The following is a 21,777-nucleotide window of genomic DNA, read 5'->3' as shown; positions in this document are numbered from 1 at the left end:
ATCAACCTGATAAACTTAAAGGTTTAGAGAATTAAATCATTTAAGTTTTTAAAAATTATGAAAAATTGATTGGTGTTTAATTTATAACCTGCATTAAGAAGTATTTCAAAAAAAATCACTTCTTTGTCTCCATGTTTTGTAATTGAATTGAAAGCGCCTTTGTAGAAAGCTGTACCTCGATCAATGATAGAATGAGAGAAACCATCAGTGCAAATAAACTGATTCCAAAAACAAGATTTGCCCAAAAATTCAATTCTATGTAAATTAAAAACATGGTGATCACGGCTAGTAAAAAGCTCAATATGGCTACGGCTTGCATATTTTTAATTATGGTAAGTCGCTTTCTTAGCTTTTCCACCTGAATTTTTAAATTCTCTGATTCATTTGCTACATAACTACTATGTAAGTTTCTAATTAACGCAGCTATAGCAAGATAACGAGCGTTATAAGCCAGCATGGTTAGAGAAATAGCTGGGAAGAGTAGGGCTGGGATGTTTAGGGAAAGATTCAAGGTTATTATAAGATAAGTTATTAGTTTTTTGCTGTTTTTATAGTATTGAAGTCATTCAAGTATTTTTCTTCATGAACTGAGGTGACTAAGCTCTACTCCCAAAAATTGCACTTCCTATCCTTACCATGGTGCTTCCTTCTTCTAGCGCGACTTTATAATCACCAGTCATGCCCATGGAAAGTGTTTTTAACTTGTGAGATTCATGGATGAGGTTGTTCTCGTTAATGTGGTCGAGTAGTGTTTTCAGGCTCTTAAATTCTTTACGCACTTGTTCTTGATCATCTGTAAAGGTGGCCATTCCCATGAGTCCTGTGATACGTATGTTTTTATAATCATTAAAGTCCTTGCTGGCTAGAAGTTCTAGCAATTCCTGCTGATCAAAACCAAATTTACTTTCCTCCTCAGCGATATGAATTTGTAATAAACAGTCTATAACCCGATTGTTTTTATAGGCTTGTTTATTAATTTCTTTAAGTAAACGTGCTGAATCTACACCATGTATTAAATGTACATAAGGCGCCATATATTTTACCTTATTGCGCTGCGTGTGACCTATCATGTGCCAGTGAATGTCTTTGGGAAGTGTTTCCCATTTATCGGTCATTTCTTGGATTTTATTTTCTCCAAAATGTCTTTGACCAGCATCATAAGCCTCTTGCAGGTCGCTTATAGGTTTGGTTTTGCTTACGGCAACTAGTGTGGCGTTGGGTTCTACGCTTTCGCGTAAGCGTAATAAGTTATCTTTTATACTCATGATTCAAATTCATAAATGGTTAAACCACTAGGCAATTTAGGTTTGATATAAGTGCTTTTAGGCGGCATGATCATGGACTCGTTTGCAATGGATTTTAATTGTTCTACTGTAGCTGGAAACAGTCCAAAACCTACTTGAAACTCGCCTTTATCCACACGATCTTTAATGCGTAGTAAATCAGTCTGGCCGTAGCTGTAGGCAATACGAGAATCATTGCGCAAATCTTGTATGCCTAGAATAGGTTCTAATACTAGATCATATAACATTTGTGTGTCTAGATCATCCAGCGCAGATTCAATCTGGAAAGTATCTTTACGTAAATAAAGGCTGTAAAACTCACCATTTAAATACATCGAGAAATGGTGTTTTTTAGACGGTTTATACATTTCAAGACCTCGATTCTGTATACGGAATTTCATATCCAGTTGCATAAGAAAAGATTCTTTGCTCAAACCGTTCAAGTCTTTAACCAGCCTATTAAATTCATAAATGCGCAGCTGGCTTTGTGCAATAATGTAGCTCATAAAATAATTATAACTATCATGTCGATTTCTCAGTTCGCTAGAGAGCAGGGAAGAGCTTGCACTGCGGTGGTGACCATCTGCGATATAAATATGAGGCATGTTTTTAAATTGCTGCTGTAGCAATTCCATATCCTTTTTAGAGTCAATCACCCATAGTTTATGCCGACTGTGGTCTGTGGTTAAGAAGTCATAAACGGGTTGTGTTTGTTTTTGTTTTTCCAGTACTTGATTTACCTCATCATCATCGGGATAGGTGAGTAGTACTGGCTCTGCATTAAAGCCTACGGTCTTTAAATATTCTTTAAATAATTGCTCGCGTGGTTCTAGCGTGCCTTCATGCTTTTTAATGAGGCCATTTTGGTAATCGGTTGTGGCGGTTCCTGCGATAATTCCTGTATAAGAATGTACTGCGTCTGATCGCTCATAAATGTAAAAAACAGGTTGCTCATCTTGAACTAGATAAGATTCTTCTTTAAACTCTAGATAGCGATTGCGCACTAGGTTAAAGCGTTCTTCACCTTTTAAACTATGACTGAATTTATAACCAGGATTAAGAATATGTAAAAAGCTAAACGGATTATATTTTAAAATAGCCTCTAACTCTGCATCACTATAGTCCTGATAGGTGCGCGATATCACGTGCGACGCCATGTGTGGCGCTGCTCGTACTCCTTTAAAAGGTTTGATGATGGGCATTTATTGGTTTACTTTAATGTTACTAGAGTTTCTTTTACGTAGCTTTAAAATTTTGTACTCGTTTGAATTGTAGTACTTTATGTTTGTATTATCAAATTCTTTAAAATTATTTTTAATGATTATATATTGAGTGTACTACTGAATTACTAAAATAGCTAGCCAATAATTAGTTTCATTAAAAGCTTGTTATTTCGTTCGTTTCAATTTGTTAGGAGTTTGCCTTGAATCAAAAACATCGGCAATTTTAATTGTTTCTGTTTTCTCCTCAAGACTATAAATAAGCTTGTAATTTTTATAAACTAAATAGCGATAATCTGCTTTTCGGTCTTTTAACAATTCTTCTTCTTGACCGATGAATGGAGATTTTAATAGTTTATTAGGTTCATTAATAAGTCCATAAATCAACTTTTTCGCTATTCTTTTACCTGCTTTGTTTTTGTAATATTCATAGATCTCATCGAGTTGCGTTTCTGCAAATGCTGACCAAATAATTCTCATGTCCATCAATTATATTTGGTTAGCAGTTCTGAACTACTCTTAAAGCGGTCATTTTTAAAATCAGATTCTGATTGATCAATGCGTTTATTCAACTCATTTTTTGTCATGGGCTGAAAAAGAGATTCTTCGCCAGTTTCTCTTTCTTTTTTCAGTATTTTTTCCAAACGTAAAATGACTTCTTCGCTTTGAAGTTTTAAAAATTCCTGAACAAATTCGATTTTTCGTGCTTCTAAATTCATTTTACCTGTCTTTTAATCAAAGTTACAAAATTAGTGGTGTTCAACTCATAGGTGTTTCACGCTTGCTTATGAGTCTTCATTACTTTCTATTTAAAACTAGCACTCACATTCTCAGCCTTTCTAGATTCACTATAATCATAAAAACCTTCTCCAGATTTCACGCCTTTTTTACCTGCCATAACCATGTTTACTAGCAATGGACATGGGGCATATTTAGGATTTTTAAATCCATCATGCATGACGTTGAGGATAGAAAGACAAACGTCCAGTCCTATAAAATCTGCTAGTTGTAATGGTCCCATAGGATGTGCCATTCCTAGTTTCATTACCGTATCGATTTCTTCTACTCCAGCAACACCATTATATAATGTTTCTATGGCCTCATTAATCATAGGCATTAAAATACGGTTTGCAACAAATCCTGGATAGTCATTCACCTCGGTAGGTGTTTTTCCTAGCTTTTGCGAAAGCGACATAATAGTTTCTGTAACATCATCACCAGTAGAATAACCTCTTATAATTTCTACTAGTTTCATAATAGGCACTGGATTCATAAAGTGCATACCTATTACTTTTTCTGGTCGCTTAGTTACGGCAGCTATTTGAGTAATGGAGATGGAAGATGTGTTTGTAGAAAGAATACAGTTTGCTGGTGCAAATTCATCCATCTGTCCAAAAATCTTTAATTTCAAATCTACATTTTCTGTTGCGGCTTCTACCACTAGATCTGCTTGAGAAACACCTTCTTTTAAATCTGTAAATGAAGTAATGTTGCCTAGCGTTTGGTTTTTGTCAGCCTCGGTGATTTTTTCTTTAGCAATCATGCGATCTAGGTTTTTAGATATAGTTCCTATTCCACGGTCTAGTGCTTCTTGTGATATATCTACAAGAGAAACGTTAAAACCTGATTGTGCAAATGTATGTGCTATTCCATTTCCCATGGTTCCAGCTCCTATTACAGTAATATTCTTCATAAGTAAAGTAATTTATTTTTTTAGTATTAGGTTTCCATAGCTTTCTAGTATGGAGTCTGTAGCGATGAAACTTTCATAAGCTTCTTTGCTATTAAAATCTGTATTTAAAAATGTTATGCGACCTAGGTTTGTTTTTGGGTTAAAAAACATTAAGGTACTCACACCAGGATCACCACCAGAATGTCCTATGGCACCGCGTTCATAAGTAATGAATATACCTTTGTTAAATCCTTTATGGAAATCGGCTAGGGATTCATCTGTTTTAAACATAGATTCTTCGAGTTGTTTTTTAAAGAATGTTACATAGGTTGTGTTCTTTAACAAGGTTCCTTTACCGTTATAACCTTTTATAAGTTCTGTTAAGATGATGCCTAAATCATTAGGACTGGTGTATAATCCACCATCTGCAAATGTGATTAACCTGTAAAGTGGATAACGCAATTCTAAGGTGCTGTACAAGGTACTGCGATTGCGCGTATCTAAATCAGTAATATTCCATGAGGTATTTTTAAGACCTAATGGATCTATGATATGCTTTTTAGAATATTCCTTAAAAGAAGTTCCTGTGGCTTTTTCAATAATTAATGCCGTTAAACCAGCGCCTATGTTAGAATAAGCATAAGTCGTACCAGGTTCATCATTATGAAAAATATAAGAATCTTGAATACTGTCTTTAGTTTGAAACCCTTTTTCTAGATATGCCTCTAAACATAAGGCTGTCTTTTTATCATTAAAATACTCTAATTCATCCTGATCTATTTTAGGATTATCTAGCGCATCTTCTTCTAGGTTTACATAACTTAAATCATAATAATCACCATCTTGAATCCCAGCGGTATGGCTGGTAAGATATTTTACAAGAACTGGAGTTTCAGGAAATAATGGATGACGTACATCAAAATCTAAGTATGTATTCACGTCATCTTCTAATTTGAGATGTCCATCTTCTACAGCTTTAGCCAGTGTTAACCCTAGAACTACTTTAGAAATAGAAGCAATGTTTTGAATCGTGTTTTCTGTATAATCTGCTCTGATTTTGCGATCTAAATAACCATAACCTTCTTGAAAAATAGGACCTTTATCGTTTACCAGGGCAACACCTATACCGTGGAAGTGCTTTAGTTTATGAATACTATCTAGTTTTTTATCGAGTTCTATTTCTACTGCTTTAACGATAATGTTTTCATCTGGATGTACAGTTGAAACATCTTTACAGCTGTAGAAACTATAACAACAAACTAGAATGAGAAGTATTTTAAATTTCATAGGTTATAATTATTACTCTAGTATAAAACAGGTCTCGACCTGCCTTTACCGGCTGGCAGACTGCGCTCGACCGTACATTATAGTTATTAGATTAAAGAGATTTGAATTCTTTGATAATTTGAAGAGCCACGTCTAGCGCAGCAGTTCCATCTTCCAGGTTAACTATAGGTCTGGTGTTATTTTCTATCGCATCGGCAAAGGTTTCTAGTTCATCTAAAATGGCATTATTATCTTGAACCTCTGGATTATCAAAATAGATTTGCTTTTTCTCACCTTCGGCATTTTTCAGTATCATATCAAAATCTCCAGGAACATCTGGTGCATCTTTCATGCGCACCACTTCTACGGCTTTAGTAAGGAAATCTACACTTATATAAGCATCGCGCTGGAAAAAACGAGCTTTACGCATTTTCTTCAAGCTTATGCGACTTGCGGTAAGGTTTGCCACACAACCGTTTTCAAATTCTATACGAGCATTGGCTATATCTGGGGTTTTAGAAATTACAGAAACACCACTAGCGCTTACAGATTTCACTTTGCTTTTAACTACGCTTAAAATAGCATCTATGTCGTGGATCATTAAATCGAGCACCACACTCACATCCGTTCCTCGCGGATTAAATTCTGCCAGTCGGTGTGTTTCTATAAACATGGGGTTATCAAATCGGTCTGCTACAGATCTAAAGGCAGGATTGAATCGTTCTACTTGACCTACTTGACCTTTTAAGTTACGCTTTCGCGAAAGCGTTATTAAATCCTCTGCCTCTTCTACAGTAACTGTAATGGGTTTTTCAATAAAGAGATGTTTCCCAGCTTCTAGAACTTTCATACCACTTTCATGGTGTGATGATGTAGGTGTGACCACGTCTATCATGTCACATGCGGCGATAAGTTTATCAATATCACTAAAGTACTTGTATCCTAGCTCACTCTCAATTTGTCTTGCATACTCTGGATTTGCATCATAAAATCCTATTAATTCATAACGCTCACTTTGTTCCAGAAGTTTCAAGTGAATTTTTCCAAGGTGTCCAGCACCTAGCACGCCAGCTTTAAGCATAATTTATTTGGTTTTCCACAAAAATAAGGATTCAATTCCAGAAAATTATATTAAATGTTTAGGGCTTTACAACGGTAAACACGATCTCCTTGCTTCCTTGAAAATAAGATGATGTATTTTAATTTAAAATACTTTGTAGAACTGTTTCCCTAGAGGGAAACGCCGATAGGCAAAGGGTGTTTTTTTGCAGGATATTATCGTTATAAATTGCTCGTTTTTTTTCTTTAAAAAACCTTTATATTAAAATCCTTCATTATAAATTAGCGGTATCAAAGATGATTATATACATAAAGGAAAAAGACGCCAGCTCGTAGCGATGATGCGTGAAAAAGGAATTAAGGATGAGCGCGTTCTTAATGCCATGAATGCCGTACCACGTCATTTATTTCTCGATAGTTCTTTTCTAGAACATGCTTACCAAAATAAAGCATTTCCCATAGGTGCAGACCAGACCATTTCACATCCTTATACCGTAGCTTTTCAAAGTGAACTGCTCCGAGTAAAGTCTAGTGATCGAGTTCTAGAAATAGGAACAGGTAGTGGATATCAGTGTGCTGTTTTATTAGAAATGGGTGCGCATGTCTATACCATAGAACGTCAGAATGAACTTTATAAAAAGACTAATTTACTTTTCAGGAAATTACAGTACCGTCCTAAAAGATATGTTTTTGGTGACGGTTATAAAGGACTGCCAGAAGATGCGCCTTTTGATTCCATCATAGTCACCTGTGGCGCTCCAGATATTCCTCAAACCTTATTGCGCCAGCTCAAAATAGGTGGTCGTATGGTAATTCCCGTAGGTGATGATTCCCAAATCATGACCTTGCTCGTGCGTGAAAGTGCTACAGAATTTTCTAAAAAAACCTTTGGCGAGTTTAGGTTTGTACCTTTTCTAGAAGGCAAACAGTAAAGCCTCAAAGATTTTATCCAGCATCTATATTTTTACTTACTTGGTTTTTAATATGTTAAAATAATTAACATCGTTAACAGCTCTTAAGTTCCTATTATTTAAGTTTTTCAAAAATTATATCTTTTAAAAGCTTATCTACCTTGAAAGTAGTTGTGATTATTTATTTTAAATCATTAATTATTGTTATGTAATGGATAAATAATATAAATTATAATTTATGATATTAAAGCTTTTACTTTGTCGTATCTAAAAACAACTCGATAATGACAAGAATCACGATAGCTAAAGGAGACGGAATAGGTCCAGAAATAATGGACGCAACTTTAAAGATCTTAACCGCTGCAAAAGCGCCTATAGAATGGGACGAAGTATCCATAGGAGAGCAACAGTATCTTGCTGGAAATACAACCGGAATTCCTAATGAGGCATGGGACACCATAAGAAAAAATAAAATCTTTTTAAAAGCACCTATTACCACACCACAAGGTAAAGGGTATAAAAGCTTAAACGTAACCTTACGTAAAACATTAGGTCTTTTTTCAAATGTAAGACCTTGTAATAGCTTTGCTCCATACATAGCGACTAAACATCCTGATATGGATGTGGTGATTGTACGTGAAAATGAAGAAGATCTTTATGCCGGTATCGAGCACCGTCAGACAGATGAGGTTTATCAGTGCTTGAAGTTAATCACGCGTCCAGGATGTGAGAAGATCGTACGATATGCTTTTGAATATGCAAAACTCTATAACCGTAAAAAGGTAAGTTGTTTTGTAAAAGATAACATCATGAAACTTACTGATGGATTATTCCATACAGTATTTAAAGAGATTGCTGCTGAGTATCCAGAAATAGAATCAGATAGCTGGATTGTAGATATTGCAGCTGCCAAAATTGCTAACGAGCCAAAGCAATTTGACGTGGTAGTTTTACCTAACTTATATGGAGATATCGTGTCAGACATTACTGCAGAGATTTCAGGATCTGTAGGGCTTGCAGGTTCTTCAAATGTGGGCGAGGAATGTGCTATGTTTGAGGCTATTCATGGTTCTGCGCCATTAATTGCAGGAAAGAAAATAGCAAACCCTTCAGGTTTATTACGAGGAGCTATTATGATGCTCAATCATATAGGTGCGCAAGATGTAGCCATGATTATTAAAAACGCTTGGTCTTGTGTGATTGAAGAAGGAATTCATACGGCCGATATCTATAAAGAAGGCGTGAGTAAGAAACTGGTAAACACCATGGAATTTGCTGATGCTGTTATAGAACGTCTAGGTCATAAACCTAAACATCTTCCAGAAGTAGTATATAATACTAATGCTCAAATCGATATTAAAAAATATAAACGCAAAACACCACAAACTAAAGTCCTAGTAGGTGTAGATGTTTTTATAGACTGGAAAGGCACTCAGGCAGATGATCTCGCGGTACAATTAAGTAAGGCAAACGGTGATCTAGAACTAAAAATGATTACTAATCGTGGTGTTAAGGTATGGCCACACGGTTTTCAAGAAACTTTTTGCACAGATCACTGGAGATGCCGTTTTGAAAAATCAGTAGGAACTGAAAAAGTCTTCAACCAGAGTATTGTAGATTTACTTCATAAAATAGGAGTAGAGCAACTAGACGCTATTAAGACTGAAAATTTATATGAGTTTGACGGACAGTTAGGCTACTCTTTAGGGCAAGGACAGTAGTACAAATCACTTGAAATAAATAAGAGCAGTTCTAGAAATAGAGCTGCTTTTTTAGTTTACGCTTTCGCGAAAGCGTGCTACCTAAAAGAATAATAGCGGTGATATATATCTTCTTTTTACTTAAACTTATCTCAGTAGTTACACCAATTTGTTTTTACGGTATGTAAATGATGAATTGGTATTAAGTCTAAGTCTTGCAAATCATCTAAGGCTATAACTACGTTAAAAGATAATACGTTTGTTTTGAGCGACTTATTTAATTCAAAGTGTGGTTAAAACAAGAACTTCCTTAGTCCTATAAAAACAAACACCATCACCGTATAGCCTAGAAAAAAAGGCAAAATAAACTCTTTACAACCCGTTACCAGTAACACAGCGATAATAAGCAATTGAAAGCCCAGTCCAAAGGTGGAGACTGCACTCATGAACCATTTAGGCAAGATCTTACCATAAGCTGCTCGAGGATCTAGAAAATAAATGACCTTATCAAACGCTCCATAAAGAAATTGGTACATGCTAAAAAGTGTGTTTACATGTTTTTGCTGCTCGCCAGGTAGCGCTACGGGCCTTTTATTTTCAAAAACCCGACTGGTCATATCACCATCAAATTTATTACGCAATATCACATAATAGTAATTATATAAAGTTCCTTGAAGTTGCAATCCTAGAAAAGCTGCTATACAAATCCATATACTGCTGCTGGAAATGCGCCAGACCGATAGAAAAAATAGTAGGTTTAAAATAATATCTGCAACGCTGTCTAGGTAACGACCTGTGTAAGATGGAGTTTCTTTTACACGTGCAAGCTCACCATCTGCAGCATCTAGAATAGATTTGAGAATCAGAAAAAATGCAGCAAACCAGTAATGGCCTGTGAGTATGACATAAATAGCTGCTATACCAGAAATGATAAACCCTATAGTCACATGTATAGGAGTAAAACTGGTCGTTTTTAATGAGTTTGCGATAATAATCGCTACAGGCCTACCGTAGTCTGATAGGTCTATAAATTTATGCTCAGAAGGAAGTTTAGACATGTAATGTCATAGAATACTGTAATGCGGAATATACCAAAATTGAAAGTCGTAAATATAAGACTAAATAGAGGTTGTTATCTATATTTTTTATTTGGTATATGACCAAAAGTATTAGTCGTGTTTGTTTTCTTTGGAGTGTACCTATTTCCTTTGTACTAGTATTACTGTAATTATTATTCCTGTGCTTTTGGCTTACATGGTATAATTTAAATTGAAAACAGCAGTCATAAAGGTATAGTATGAGGTGCTTATCTTCTTTTATCAGTCTTAAACATGGAGTCTAAGATTGTACGTATACCGTAGAACATTAGATAAACGGCAAGAATACAAAAAGCGATTCCAGGCATTAAAAATATAATGGGATGATCACTTCCTGCACCGATGTAAACCAGCACTGGACCTAAGAATATAAACGGAATAGCCATCATGAGTCTGGTAATTCCTTTTTGAAGTACTTGTTTATCTGTAGATGGTTGCTGTTGATCTTTCATTAACAATTAGCGATTTGATCCACGGCTGCTCTTACACTGCCATGGTCCTTTAATGCTTGGTGGGCATTTTCATAAGTAAGTCCTGTTTGTTGCATGATCATGCGTGTTCCACGATCTACTAATTTATCGTTGCTTAATTGCATGTCTACCATTTTATTTCCTTTTACGTGGCCTAGTTGAATCATAACAGAGGTACTGATCATGTTTAAAATTAGTTTTTGAGCTGTTCCAGCTTTCATGCGGCTGCTTCCAGTTACAAACTCTGGTCCTACAATAGGAGTAATAGAGAACTGTGATTCAATCGCTATAGGGCTACCGGCATTACAAGTAATAGATGCTGTAGTGATGTTTAATTTATTACATTGCTGTAAACCACCTAGAACATAAGGAGTTGTGCCACTTGCGGCTATGCCTATTACTACATCACGTTCATTAATAGAGTGAGATTTTAAATCTTTTATGGCTTGTTGCGTGTCATCTTCTGCGTTTTCAACGGCTTTACGTATCGCGGTATCGCCACCAGCTATTAACCCAATGATTTTATCATGAGAAACGCCAAAGGTAGGTGGGCACTCACTAGCGTCTAGAATTCCTAGCCTACCACTAGTTCCTGCTCCTATATAAAATAAACGACCACCAGTTTTCATTTGAGTAACGATGGTCTCCACCAGTTCACTTATTTGAGGAATTACTTTTTCAACCGCTAGAGCTACTTTCTGGTCTTCCTTATTTATATTATTTAGTAGTTCTGTCGTAGACATATGCTCCAGACCATCATATAAAGAGTCTAGTTCTGTAGTTTTAGTAAACATTTTTAATAGCTTAAGATTTCTGTAATTTCTAAGCCATAACCTATCATACCTATACGTTTACTCTGTTCACTATTAGTAAGTAGCTTGAGTTTAGAAATTTTAAGATCATGCAAGATTTGAGCACCTATACCATAATCTCTATTATCTAGATTTTTACGAGGAGCTTTTACTTCTCCTTTTTCCTGCAAGTCCTTAAGTTGCTCTAAACGGCTCAACATATTTTCTGGTTGAAACTGCTGGTTTATAAATACAATCGCGCCTTTTCCTTCTTGATTTAAGCGATGAAACATTGCATCTATTTTACGGTCAGCCTCTGATGTAAGAGTGCTGAAAAGGTCGTTATTTACCTGAGTAGAATTCATGCGCGTTAAAACCTCTTCATGTTCTTTCCAGTCGCCTAGTGTAAGGGCTAAATGGATTTGCTGGTTAGTGGTTTGTTGATAAGCACGCAATCTGTACTCACCAAATCTGGTTTGTAATGTAAAATCTTCTTTCTTCTCTATAAGACTATCGTTTTTCATGCGATAAGCGACAAGGTCTTCAATGGAAACGAGTTTTAAATCAAATCTTTTGGCAACTTCTGCTAACTGTGGTAAACGAGCCATAGTTCCATCATCATTCATGATTTCTACAATTACTCCAGCTGGTTCATGTCCTGCAAGTCTAGCAAAATCTATAGCAGCTTCAGTATGTCCTGTGCGTCTTAATACACCACCGTCACGTGCCCTAAGCGGAAAAATATGTCCTGGTTTACTGAGTTCATGACCTCTAGTATCTGGCTGGATCATTGCCTGAATAGTTTTTGCTCTATCTGCTGCACTTATTCCTGTGGTAACTCCATGTCCTCTTAAGTCTACAGAAACAGTAAAAGCGGTTTCCATAGGGTCAGAATTATTAGTAACCATCATATCTAGTTCTAATTCTTTACAACGAGATTCTGTGATAGGCATACAAATTAAACCACGACCATGTGTGGCCATAAAATTGATCATTTCTGGAGTCACTGATTGTGCCGATGCTAAAAAGTCGCCTTCGTTCTCTCTGTTTTCATCATCTACAACGATTATTACCTTACCATTTTTAATGTCTTCTATGGCATCTTCTATGGAATCTAGTTTTATGGAGGTAGTTCTTTGTGTTGCAGTAGTCATGCGTTTTATCTTTTGCACAAAGATAAGAATTAAGGTGCTGCACTTGGGCTCTTTGGCTTTTTTTTAAACCTTGAAAATAAGGATTCTATAGAGCCGCCTAAATCAAAAAAGCCTTGATCTGTAGTGGCGCGATAGGTAAGGAATATCCCTATAGGAAATATGATCAGTGTTCCCATCCAGGCGCCTACCCAAGTAGGGAATGCTCCTTCTACGCCTGCTTTTTCAGCAAAAATATTTATGAAGTGAAAGGTTAAAAAGAATAACGTAGCGATCACTAATGGCAGTCCCATACCACCTTTTCTAATAATAGCTCCTAGTGGTGCTCCTATAAAGAAAAGAATAATACACGCCACGCCGAGAACAAATTTCTTTTGTATTTCAATTTCATGTTTAGCTATTCTTTTATGCTCTTCATTTAATTGAAATACTCTGTTCTTTAGAGCAGAGCGTTGTTGTTTTAATTTATTAATTGTGTTTTCAATAGTGCGACGCTGGTCGTAAATGCTGAGCTCACTTATAAAATCAGAACCTATTTCTTTTTCTATAATTTCTGTTTCTTTTCCTATTCTGGTTTTAAATAATTCAGGTGCCCATCTTTTATGTTGTTGTTCATGATAGGTAGATAAATTATTATTAAACTTTGTAGTAAAAGAATCTATACTCGTTTGTAATTCATGGATCTTAAGCATACGATGATTATCTGTAACACTAGCTTCATCGAGATTATCTTTGTTTAAAGCAGATACATCTATATTTAAAGTATAGGTTTCAAAAGAACTACGCACAAAAGGTGAGCTTCTTCTTTTTTGAGCATTTTCTGGAAATAAATCATCGTAATAATTACCATTACTCAGTACGAGCTGTATGATATTAGATTTTAAGGAGCTTTTTAATTCTCCTTTTTCAGATTTTATAACCGTATAGTTTCCACTTCTTTTACGGTTTTTTTTATGAATAAGAACATCATGTAAGTACTGACCGCGATCTCCAGATTTTTTATCTACTTTTATATTGATATCTCCTATTTGATTAAAGGTTCCTACACCTATTGCCATAGCGGGCTTTTTATTTACAATATTGCGCCGCAGATTACCTTGTTTAAAATGGCCCCATGGAATAACGGTATTTGCAAAAAAGAAGGAAGTAATTCCTAGAACGCCCACCACGATGATCAAACTACGCATGGCTCTCTGTAATGAGATTCCATTAGACTTCATGGCAGCAAATTCATAATTTTCAGCCATGTTACCAAAAACCATAATAGATGCTAGCAAGATACTAAGAGGTAAAGCTAAAGGCACAATTACGGGAATGGTGTACATCATAAACTTAGCTATGGTAATCATATCTAAGTCCTTACCGGCAAGATCTTTAATGTAAAGCCATATCGCTTGTAGGATAAGTATAAACATAATCACAATAAAGACGCTTAAAAACGTCTTTATAAATGAGGTCAATATGTATCTATCCAGTATTTTCAATCTAGTCTAGGTTCTCGATATCCCAGCCTTCATAATCACTCGGTTGAAAGCTGAAACTCTTTTTAGGTAATGGCTGGTTAGTTTTAAGGGATAATAAGGTAAAAGTAGCTTTAGTTCCACTATTTTCAGTAACTATAGCATTATAGATATGCTTGGTATTAATATCTATACCTAAAAGTACTTTTTCATACTCTGAGTCAGATTTAATAGGCGTTAGTTTGATGTATTGAATCTTACGACCTCGCACATTTTGTTCAATATCCCATTCTGAACGATATCCTTTTTCATAAAAGGTTAAAATATTAGTAGGCGATATAAGACCTTCATCTGAATCTGTTTGTGTAGAGATAGTAACTTGTTCATCTTCACGATTAATCACATATAGTTTAGAGCCATTATATACATAAGTGCTACCCATAAAATCTACGTTATAATTCTCGCCGCTCAATGTTGCTTCACCTTGAACATCTAGATTAAGTTGCGATTTTGTATTTTGTAAATTTCCCTTGTAATTAAAAACTACGTTTTCATAGCTTTTAAATTTAGCGGCTACTTCTTTGAGTAATTGATCTGCTTTTGAGTTTTGAGCATTTCCAATAATCGCAACACAAAACATTAATAAAATGAAAATCTTTTTCATGAGTTTAAACTTATTTTTTTTCTTCGTTAAAAAATACTTCAAGAGAGGTTAAATCAGGGATTAATACTTGTCTCGCTTTACTACCTTCAAAACCACCTACTATTCCAGCAGCTTCGAGTTGATCAATAATACGGCCAGCTCTATTATAACCTAATTTTAATTTACGCTGTAATAAAGAGGCACTACCTTGTTGAGCAATTACGAGAATCTCTGCAGCTTCCCTAAATTTACTATCTCTTTCGTCGATGTTATTATCAATGCTTGTGCCACCTTCTTCACCTACATACTCAGGTAATAAATGAGCATCTGGATATGCTTTTTGGGATCCTATAAAATCAGTGATTTTTTCAACCTCAGGAGTGTCCACAAAGGCACACTGAATTCTTATAATTTCGTTTCCTGCTGTATAAAGCATGTCTCCACGACCTATTAATTGATCTGCGCCACCACTATCTAAGATGGTACGTGAATCTACTTTTTGTTGTACTCTAAATGAAACACGAGCAGGGAAGTTAGCCTTAATCATACCTGTAATTACGTTTACAGATGGACGTTGCGTTGCTATAATCAAGTGAATACCTATAGCACGGGCAAGTTGTGCTAGTCTAGCTATAGGAGTTTCTACTTCTTTACCAGCAGTCATAATAAGATCTGCAAATTCATCTACTACTAAGACTATGTATGGCAGGAATTTGTGGCCGTTTGCAGGGTTGAGCTTACGCGCTTTAAACTTAGCGTTATACTCCTTAATATTACGGCACATAGCCTCTTTAAGAATATCATAGCGCTGGTCCATTTCTATACACAAACTATTTAAGGTGTTGATCACCTTAGAATTATCTGTGATAATAGCATCTTCACTATCAGGCAGTTTTGCGAGATAGTGGCGTTCTATTTTATTAAATAAAGTAAGTTCTACTTTTTTAGGGTCTACAAGTACAAACTTAACTTCTGCGGGATGTTTAGAGTATAATAAAGAGGTCAGTACAGCATTTAGACCTACAGATTTACCTTGTCCAGTGGCACCAGCCATAAGTAAGTGAGGCATTTTGGCTAGATCCACTACAAAGGTCTCGTTACTAATAGTTTTCCCAAAAGCGATAGGCAAGGCCATCTCTGCATTTTGAAATTTAGGAGAGGCAATCACAGATCGCATAGAGACTATAGATGGGTTCTGGTTAGGAACCTCAATCCCTATGGTTCCTTTACCAGGTATAGGAGCTATGATACGTATCCCTAGTGCCGCAAGAGAAAGAGCAATGTCATCTTCTAGATTTTTAATCTTAGAAATACGCACACCAGCTTCAGGAACTATTTCATATAGAGTAACTGTAGGACCTATAGTTGCAGTAATTTTTGCAATACCTATTTTATAATTATTGAGCGTTTCTACAATTTTGAGCTTGTTAGCTTGTAGCTCCTCTTCATTAATAGTTATGGTCTTACCACCCGTATAATCTTTTAATAAATCTAGCGGTGGAAATTTAAAATTACTCAATTCTAATGTAGGGTCAAACTCACCGAAATCCTCAACGATTTTCTCAGCTTTACTATGTATAGCCTCATCTTCATCTATGACAGCGTTAATTTCTACATCTACGTCATCATCTTGAGTTTTAGGGATGGTTTTTAAGATAGGTTCTGGAATGATCTCTGGTTCAGGATTAGTTATTTCTATCGCTTCTTTGAGATCAGGTGGAGTAGGAGATGTTATTTCTTTATCTACTTCCTTTCCTTCTATAGTAGCCGTTTCCCAGTCTTTTTCCTCATCAGATGGTACAAGATCTGGCTCAAAACTATCTTTAACTTCACTTGCTTTTTTAGTGAAATAAGCACTCACTTTTTCTGGTGTAATATGCAATCTCAGCACCATGTATATAATGGCTAGAATAATCATGACCACTATAGTACCTAGCAAGCCTATATAGTCCTGCATAAAGTCATTAAGTTCTAGTCCTACTTTTCCACCTAGTAAAGGGTTCGTTTCATGGAAAAAACCTAAGGTAATGGATAACCATAGCATGAGTAAACTTCCCCAGAACCAGAGGTTGAGTATACGCTTTCGCGAAAGCGTAAAAACATCTTTCTTAGCGGCAAATAAGTAGATCCCAGTAACTATTACAAGTACTGGTATAGAAAGTGCTGCTACACCAAAACCGTCATAAATAAAGAAATCACTAAGCCCAGCACCTAATTTACTGAGCCAGTTTTTTGCGGGAAGCTCACGTTGTGATAAATCGCCTAGAATACTCTGATCCTCACGCCAAGTGAAGAAAAATGATATAAAAGAAAACAATAGTATAGTTCCTATACCTATAGACACCAGTCCAGTAATGACCTCTTGTGTGCGGCTTAATTTAAAGCTGGACAAGGTCATTTTATTGAGAAGTGATTTTTGAGTTGTTTTCTTTTTAGCCATACTCTATAGTGAACTCACAAAAATAACAATATTGTACTCTTATTAAGTGATTGTTTTACTTAATAGTTACCTAATGTAGAATTAATGATCATGTAAAGAAGAATTCTTGAATATAGGGAATGTAAATAATGCTACCTACTATCACCGCTGTTATGGCTGTAATAAAGACTGCTCCGGCTGCAATATCTTTAATATGACCTATTTTTTCATGAAATTCTGGATGAATAAAATCGGCTATAGCCTCTGCGGCAGTATTCATACCTTCTAGGCTCATAATGAGTCCTATGGCTATGGTTTGAATGATCCATTCTGTTGCTGTAATATCAAAGTAAAAACCAGCAATAGTCATAATAATAGCTATGATAGCCTGGACTTGAATACTAGCTTCAGTCTTTATTAAGGTCACGGCACCTTTAAAAGCATAACCGCAACCTTTTAATCTTTTATATAGAAATGATCTTAGTGCCACTTTTATAATAGTGTCTTTAAAGCAGCAAGATAATTAGGTTCTTGTGCAATTTCTGGAACTTGCTCGCTGTACATAACCTTTCCATTTTCATCAAGCACTAAAACGGCTCTAGAATGAAAACCTGCTAGCGGTCCAGTAGTGATGGTAAGTCCGTAATCATTACCAAAAGTTCCATCTATAACATCGCTTAAATTTTCAACGTTTTCAAGTCCTTCATCATTTACAAAGCGTTTCTGAGCAAAAGGAGTGTCTCGAGAAATACATAAGACTGCAGTGTTATGAAGATCAGTTGCTCTTTTATTAAAACTTTTTACTGAGGTAGCACATACATCTGTGTCTATACTCGGGAAAATGTTTAAGATGACTCTTTTTCCTTTATAATTATTTAAAGTAGCCTCAGACAGGTCTGCTTTTTTTAGTTTAAAATCTGGAGCTTGAGTACCTATTTCTGGTAAGCTGCCGATTGTTAAAATCTCGTTTCCGCCAAGTGTTATAGTAGCCATAGTGCTATGAGTTAAGTTGTGTTTTTATATTTTTAATTTTGGCATCTAGTTCAGCTTTTAAAGCCGTGTCTGTGATTCCTGTTTCTGAATTAAAGTTACTGGAAAAACTGGGTAAACTAAAAGTGTCTATAACGGGTCCATCATTATAAGGGAATCTGCCTTTGGCAATTTCTAGTACACTAGAACCACCTCTAGCTCCAGGAGAAGTAGCCATGAGAAAAATAGGCTTGTTATGAAACCCTTTAGTACCTTCTACACGAGATAACCAGTCGAACAAGTTTTTAAATACCGTTGCATATGCTCCATTATGTTCAGCAAGAGAGATGATTAATAAATCACTTTCTTTCAGAATATTTGAAAAGTCGATAACAGATTTTGGAATCCCATATTCATTTTCTAAATCAATTCCATATAACGGCATTTCAAAATCATTAAGGTCTAAAACCTGAGTAGCCTGTTCTTGAAATAAATGAGCTGTATGCGTGACGAGCTGTTTATTAATAGAGTTTTTACTGTTACTACCAGCAAATGCGGTGATTTTCATAGGTTCATATTTATGTCCTAAAAATAGCCGTACCTAAGTTTACAAGGAGTTGTGAAAATGTTAATTTATAGGTTCTTTTTTATGTGAGCATATTAGAGCAGCCCATAGCCGTATCGCTATCGGTTTTATATGCTTGTGTTTAAGTGCGTTTCATATGGGTTTTTAGTTATGTTATAATATTAAAAGGAATAACTATCTTCTGGGTTCCAGTACTATTTTTTTAATTACGCTTTCGCGAAAGCGTATATTCTAAAAGAACTCCTATTAAAAGTATAACAGTAAGGACAAATCAATATAAAAAAAGGAAGTTTCACCATAGTTAAACTCAATAGATTTAATTATTTTTGTAGAAAATATCTATTATGACGATCACTCAATTGAAATATGTTCTTGCCGTGGCGCAATACCAAAATTTCACTAAAGCTGCTGAGAAAGTTTTTGTAACACAACCTACTTTAAGTATGCAGATTCAAAAGCTTGAAGATGAGTTAGATATTCAGGTTTTTGACCGTACTAAAAAGCCTATTGAGCTCACTGAAACCGGTAAGAAAATAGTGCAACAGGCACGTAATATAGTGAATGAAAGTGATCGCATACAGGATATCGTGGATCAGGAAAAAGGTTTTATAGGTGGAGAGTTCAAGATAGGAGTGATCCCTACCATCATGCCCACGTTATTACCTATGTTTTTGAGGAACTTTGTGAATAAGTACCCTAAGGTAAAATTGCGCATAGAAGAACTCACTACAGATCATATTATAGACGCACTGCAAGATGGTAGTATAGATGCCGCCATAGCTGCTACACCTTTAAATCATGAGATGATTAAGGAACGTGTCTTGTATTATGAACCATTTGTGGCTTATGATCCTAGAATGGCTGGAAAAGATAAAAACAAATTTAAAGTTCAAGATATTAATGTAGATGAATTACTGCTTCTAGAAGATGGACACTGTTTTAAAGATAGTGTACTCAATCTATGTAGAGGTTCTAGAGATACAGATGAGGAACGATTCATGCTGGAAAGTGGTAGTTTTGAAACGCTCATAAAACTTGCTGATGAAGGTTTAGGAATGACGCTATTACCTTATCTAAATACTATGGATCTAAGCGATCGCAAAAAAGAGAACCTCAGCTATTTTGAAGAACCATCACCAGCACGAGAAGTGAGTCTTATTTATCACCGTAGCGAACTTAAAATGCAAATCATAGAAGCGCTGCAAGAAGTTATAGCAGGAGTTATCAAAGGAGCAATTACGTTTTCTAACGTGCAGATTATAAGTCCTGTGGCAAAGAGGTAGTTTTTTAAAGCCTAATCTAGTTGATGGTTTTTAATACTTTTATTTTCCCTTATCTACTAACTCGACTTTATCTTCAGAGATGGTAATTACCTTTTGTTTATATAGTTTCCCTAAGGCTTTTTTATAAGCTTTTTTACTCATGTTTAAATGGTAACGTATATGGTCTGGCGGACTTTTATCAGTAAGTAAAAGATAACCGTTAGGACTTGCATTGAGTTCTGATAATACTCTATCCACATCATGGTCTATGACGTTTAAAAAACCTTGTGGGCGTAGTGATACATCTATTTTACTATCTTCCCTTATGTTTTTTATATAGCCAGTCACTGCGTCGTTTTCTTCTAGATCGTGATAAACCTCACTGGCATAGAGTAATCCTTCAAATTCACCATTTATAATAACGGTATATCCTAGCGGTGTTATGCTTTCTATTTTTAGATCTACTTGATCTCCTGCTTTAAAATTCATCAGTATTATAGGGGGTTTTTAAGATCTGTGACGGTATTTAAAATTAAGAATTATGGAACTCTTTTAAGATACTTTGAGCCTTTTCAAGATCGTTTTCTTCAATCCATAAATCTACATCATTATGAGACGTCCCAAAACCGGCTAGCCTTCCTGACTCCACATGATTCTTAATTATACAAGCAATTCCTTGTTGCTTTAATACATCTGCAGCTCTAGTAATGGTGATGGAACTGTCTGTTATTAATTTAATATGCTTGCTCATAAAATGATGGTTTTAAAAAGTACTAAGTTACAACATAGCATGAGTTTGATATCAGTTTACCTTAAGATATTTAATAGTAATAGATAGCTACTAGGACGATATATGATTTACCGTTTACTGGTTTTACTGTTTATTTTAAGCGATACAGTTTACTCGTGGTCTAGAATCGCACTGCGCTGTGAGGATTTTTTATAGTTATTTTTAGGTGGGATTTTCAGTTGAACGATAGAGTCATCTTTGTTATGTTCTGGGTGGAGCATATAATCTAACTGATATTCTATCATTTTTTCAAAAGGAATTAAGAATCTGGCGGTTTCAATTTGTTCTATACCACCTGCCTTAAGTAAGTTTAATACAGTATGTACTGATTCAATGGTGCTTAAACAAAGAGATTCTGGTTGCTGTTTGATAATAAATTTTGATTTTATGGTTTGATCAAAACTTACTCTTTTAAGTTGCTGCAGGTTGCTACTTAATTTAAGCATTTTGCGTGCGCAAGGCCAGGTGCCATCTAGAATAAATAGGTGAGGAGTAGTACCTAGAAATGATTTCATTTCTGAGCTATTTCTTAACGATAAGTTGAAATTATCTTTTCCTGGATAGAGCAAGAAAGAACGATTATTTTTTTGATTCAGAATTCTATTAACACGGTCGTTATTTGTAAAGTCTACACCTACGATGATCTCAGAATTTTCTAATTGTAGATGAGTCATGTGTCCCGTTCCATTTTTTTGTTTTTTATATTCCTTAGGATGCATTAAAATAATAAAACGGGTTTGAGTAGGTAAAGGGTGGATATGTTCACAAATACAAGTGCTAGAAGGGCGCATGCATTGGTAACATTGTATTCTTGGATCTTCTGATTCTAGGTGCAATGAAATTATTTTAGATATCTAATGAATTACATAATTAAACAATAGGTTCTGTTTCTAACCTTCCAGACACCTTTTAATATGATATAAAGTTAACATTAATATTTTTCTTTTAATCAGTGTTGTTTTTTGGGAAGTTTACAACTGTTGCCTCGATAACTAGAAGATTATACTAATAAAAAAGGCTCCAGAATC

At 35.4% G+C, this 21,777-nt stretch carries 24 protein-coding genes; 3 read left to right on the top strand and 21 right to left on the bottom strand.

The genetic code is table 11. The annotated features are described in order from the left end of the window. Nucleotides 1-115: 115 nt before the first annotated feature. From ACTF48_RS09020 to ACTF48_RS08985, 8 genes are all read right to left on the bottom strand, one after another. A complete protein-coding gene (locus tag ACTF48_RS09020; RefSeq protein WP_438962822.1) occupies nt 116-511 on the bottom strand; it encodes a DUF2721 domain-containing protein in 396 nt (131 codons plus the stop codon). An 85-nt stretch (nt 512-596) separates the two neighbouring features. Further along, a complete protein-coding gene (locus ACTF48_RS09015) occupies nt 597-1,265 on the bottom strand; it encodes a YggS family pyridoxal phosphate-dependent enzyme (RefSeq protein WP_438962821.1) in 669 nt (222 codons plus the stop codon). Then, on the bottom strand, nt 1,262-2,485 hold the full coding sequence (locus tag ACTF48_RS09010; RefSeq protein ID WP_438962820.1) for a DUF1015 domain-containing protein: 1,224 nt from the start codon (nt 2,483-2,485) through the stop codon (nt 1,262-1,264). The genes ACTF48_RS09015 and ACTF48_RS09010 overlap by 4 nt, the downstream gene beginning before the upstream one ends. A gap of 186 nt (nt 2,486-2,671) precedes the next feature. Then, nucleotides 2,672-2,983: a type II toxin-antitoxin system RelE/ParE family toxin gene (locus ACTF48_RS09005; RefSeq protein ID WP_438962819.1), complete on the bottom strand. Its 312-nt coding sequence runs from the start codon at nt 2,981-2,983 to the stop codon at nt 2,672-2,674. 5 nt (nt 2,984-2,988) lie between these two features. Beyond that, on the bottom strand, nt 2,989-3,222 hold the full coding sequence (locus tag ACTF48_RS09000) for a hypothetical protein (protein WP_438962818.1): 234 nt from the start codon (nt 3,220-3,222) through the stop codon (nt 2,989-2,991). Between the two features lie 86 nt (nt 3,223-3,308). After that, nucleotides 3,309-4,196, bottom strand: a complete 888-nt coding sequence (locus ACTF48_RS08995) for a 3-hydroxyacyl-CoA dehydrogenase family protein (protein WP_438962817.1) — start codon at nt 4,194-4,196, stop codon at nt 3,309-3,311. Between the two features lie 12 nt (nt 4,197-4,208). Then, on the bottom strand, nt 4,209-5,462 hold the full coding sequence (locus ACTF48_RS08990) for a serine hydrolase domain-containing protein (protein WP_438962816.1): 1,254 nt from the start codon (nt 5,460-5,462) through the stop codon (nt 4,209-4,211). 91 nt (nt 5,463-5,553) lie between these two features. After that, nucleotides 5,554-6,522, bottom strand: a complete 969-nt coding sequence (locus tag ACTF48_RS08985; RefSeq protein WP_438962815.1) for a Gfo/Idh/MocA family protein — start codon at nt 6,520-6,522, stop codon at nt 5,554-5,556. 268 nt (nt 6,523-6,790) lie between these two features. Here ACTF48_RS08985 and ACTF48_RS08980 point away from each other — a divergent pair, with 268 nt between their 5' ends. Together ACTF48_RS08980 and ACTF48_RS08975 are read left to right on the top strand one after the other, a co-directional pair. Then, complete coding sequence (locus tag ACTF48_RS08980; protein ID WP_438962824.1) at nt 6,791-7,432, top strand: protein-L-isoaspartate(D-aspartate) O-methyltransferase; 642 nt, start codon at nt 6,791-6,793, stop codon at nt 7,430-7,432. A gap of 263 nt (nt 7,433-7,695) precedes the next feature. Continuing rightward, a complete protein-coding gene (locus ACTF48_RS08975; RefSeq protein WP_438962814.1) occupies nt 7,696-9,132 on the top strand; it encodes an NADP-dependent isocitrate dehydrogenase in 1,437 nt (478 codons plus the stop codon). Between the two features lie 272 nt (nt 9,133-9,404). Here ACTF48_RS08975 and ACTF48_RS08970 read toward each other — a convergent pair whose 3' ends face one another. The 10 genes from ACTF48_RS08970 to ACTF48_RS08925 form a co-directional block, all read right to left on the bottom strand. Continuing rightward, nucleotides 9,405-10,169 carry a CDP-alcohol phosphatidyltransferase family protein gene (locus ACTF48_RS08970; RefSeq protein ID WP_438962813.1) on the bottom strand — a complete coding sequence of 255 codons (765 nt, stop codon included), beginning with the start codon at nt 10,167-10,169 and terminating at the stop codon, nt 9,405-9,407. 248 nt (nt 10,170-10,417) lie between these two features. After that, a complete protein-coding gene (locus ACTF48_RS08965; protein WP_438962812.1) occupies nt 10,418-10,660 on the bottom strand; it encodes a DUF6095 family protein in 243 nt (80 codons plus the stop codon). Further along, nucleotides 10,660-11,472, bottom strand: a complete 813-nt coding sequence (gene murQ / locus ACTF48_RS08960; protein ID WP_438962811.1) for an N-acetylmuramic acid 6-phosphate etherase — start codon at nt 11,470-11,472, stop codon at nt 10,660-10,662. The genes ACTF48_RS08965 and murQ overlap by 1 nt, the downstream gene beginning before the upstream one ends. Before the next feature lie 2 nt (nt 11,473-11,474). Beyond that, nucleotides 11,475-12,623 carry a 3,4-dihydroxy-2-butanone-4-phosphate synthase gene (ribB, locus tag ACTF48_RS08955; RefSeq protein WP_438962823.1) on the bottom strand — a complete coding sequence of 383 codons (1,149 nt, stop codon included), beginning with the start codon at nt 12,621-12,623 and terminating at the stop codon, nt 11,475-11,477. Nucleotides 12,624-12,652: 29 nt separating this feature from the next. After that, nucleotides 12,653-14,080 carry an LptF/LptG family permease gene (locus tag ACTF48_RS08950; protein WP_438962810.1) on the bottom strand — a complete coding sequence of 476 codons (1,428 nt, stop codon included), beginning with the start codon at nt 14,078-14,080 and terminating at the stop codon, nt 12,653-12,655. A gap of 25 nt (nt 14,081-14,105) precedes the next feature. Further along, nucleotides 14,106-14,744, bottom strand: coding sequence for a LolA family protein (locus ACTF48_RS08945; protein WP_438962809.1), 639 nt, complete (start codon nt 14,742-14,744; stop codon nt 14,106-14,108). 10 nt (nt 14,745-14,754) lie between these two features. Next, nucleotides 14,755-17,163 carry a DNA translocase FtsK 4TM domain-containing protein gene (locus ACTF48_RS08940; RefSeq protein ID WP_438962808.1) on the bottom strand — a complete coding sequence of 803 codons (2,409 nt, stop codon included), beginning with the start codon at nt 17,161-17,163 and terminating at the stop codon, nt 14,755-14,757. 88 nt (nt 17,164-17,251) lie between these two features. Next, the gene (locus ACTF48_RS08935; protein WP_438962807.1) at nt 17,252-17,632 is read right to left on the bottom strand and encodes a diacylglycerol kinase; all 381 of its coding nucleotides are present in this window, start codon (nt 17,630-17,632) and stop codon (nt 17,252-17,254) included. A gap of 2 nt (nt 17,633-17,634) precedes the next feature. Beyond that, entirely contained in the window at nt 17,635-18,135 is a 501-nt protein-coding gene (gene tpx, locus ACTF48_RS08930) for a thiol peroxidase (RefSeq protein ID WP_438962806.1), read from the bottom strand. A 4-nt stretch (nt 18,136-18,139) separates the two neighbouring features. Then, nucleotides 18,140-18,679, bottom strand: coding sequence for an NADPH-dependent FMN reductase (locus ACTF48_RS08925; RefSeq protein ID WP_438962805.1), 540 nt, complete (start codon nt 18,677-18,679; stop codon nt 18,140-18,142). Nucleotides 18,680-19,041: 362 nt separating this feature from the next. Here ACTF48_RS08925 and ACTF48_RS08920 point away from each other — a divergent pair, with 362 nt between their 5' ends. Beyond that, the gene (locus ACTF48_RS08920; protein ID WP_438962804.1) at nt 19,042-19,980 is read left to right on the top strand and encodes a LysR substrate-binding domain-containing protein; all 939 of its coding nucleotides are present in this window, start codon (nt 19,042-19,044) and stop codon (nt 19,978-19,980) included. Between the two features lie 39 nt (nt 19,981-20,019). On the opposite strand, the gene ACTF48_RS08915 is transcribed toward ACTF48_RS08920, so the two are convergent. The 3 genes from ACTF48_RS08915 to ACTF48_RS08905 form a co-directional block, all read right to left on the bottom strand. Beyond that, nucleotides 20,020-20,448 (bottom strand): DNA-binding protein, encoded by a 429-nt coding sequence (locus ACTF48_RS08915; RefSeq protein ID WP_438962803.1) that lies wholly within the window; start codon nt 20,446-20,448, stop codon nt 20,020-20,022. A 43-nt stretch (nt 20,449-20,491) separates the two neighbouring features. Further along, entirely contained in the window at nt 20,492-20,710 is a 219-nt protein-coding gene (locus tag ACTF48_RS08910) for a putative signal transducing protein (protein ID WP_438962802.1), read from the bottom strand. 149 nt (nt 20,711-20,859) lie between these two features. Beyond that, the gene (locus ACTF48_RS08905; RefSeq protein ID WP_438962801.1) at nt 20,860-21,585 is read right to left on the bottom strand and encodes a tRNA-uridine aminocarboxypropyltransferase; all 726 of its coding nucleotides are present in this window, start codon (nt 21,583-21,585) and stop codon (nt 20,860-20,862) included. Between the last annotated feature and the right edge of the window lie 192 nt (nt 21,586-21,777).

Origin of the sequence: Nonlabens sp. (genome assembly GCF_965660805.1) — a bacterium.
Lineage (GTDB): Bacteria > Bacteroidota > Bacteroidia > Flavobacteriales > Flavobacteriaceae > Nonlabens.
This window is presented reverse-complemented; position numbering and strand designations above follow the sequence as displayed.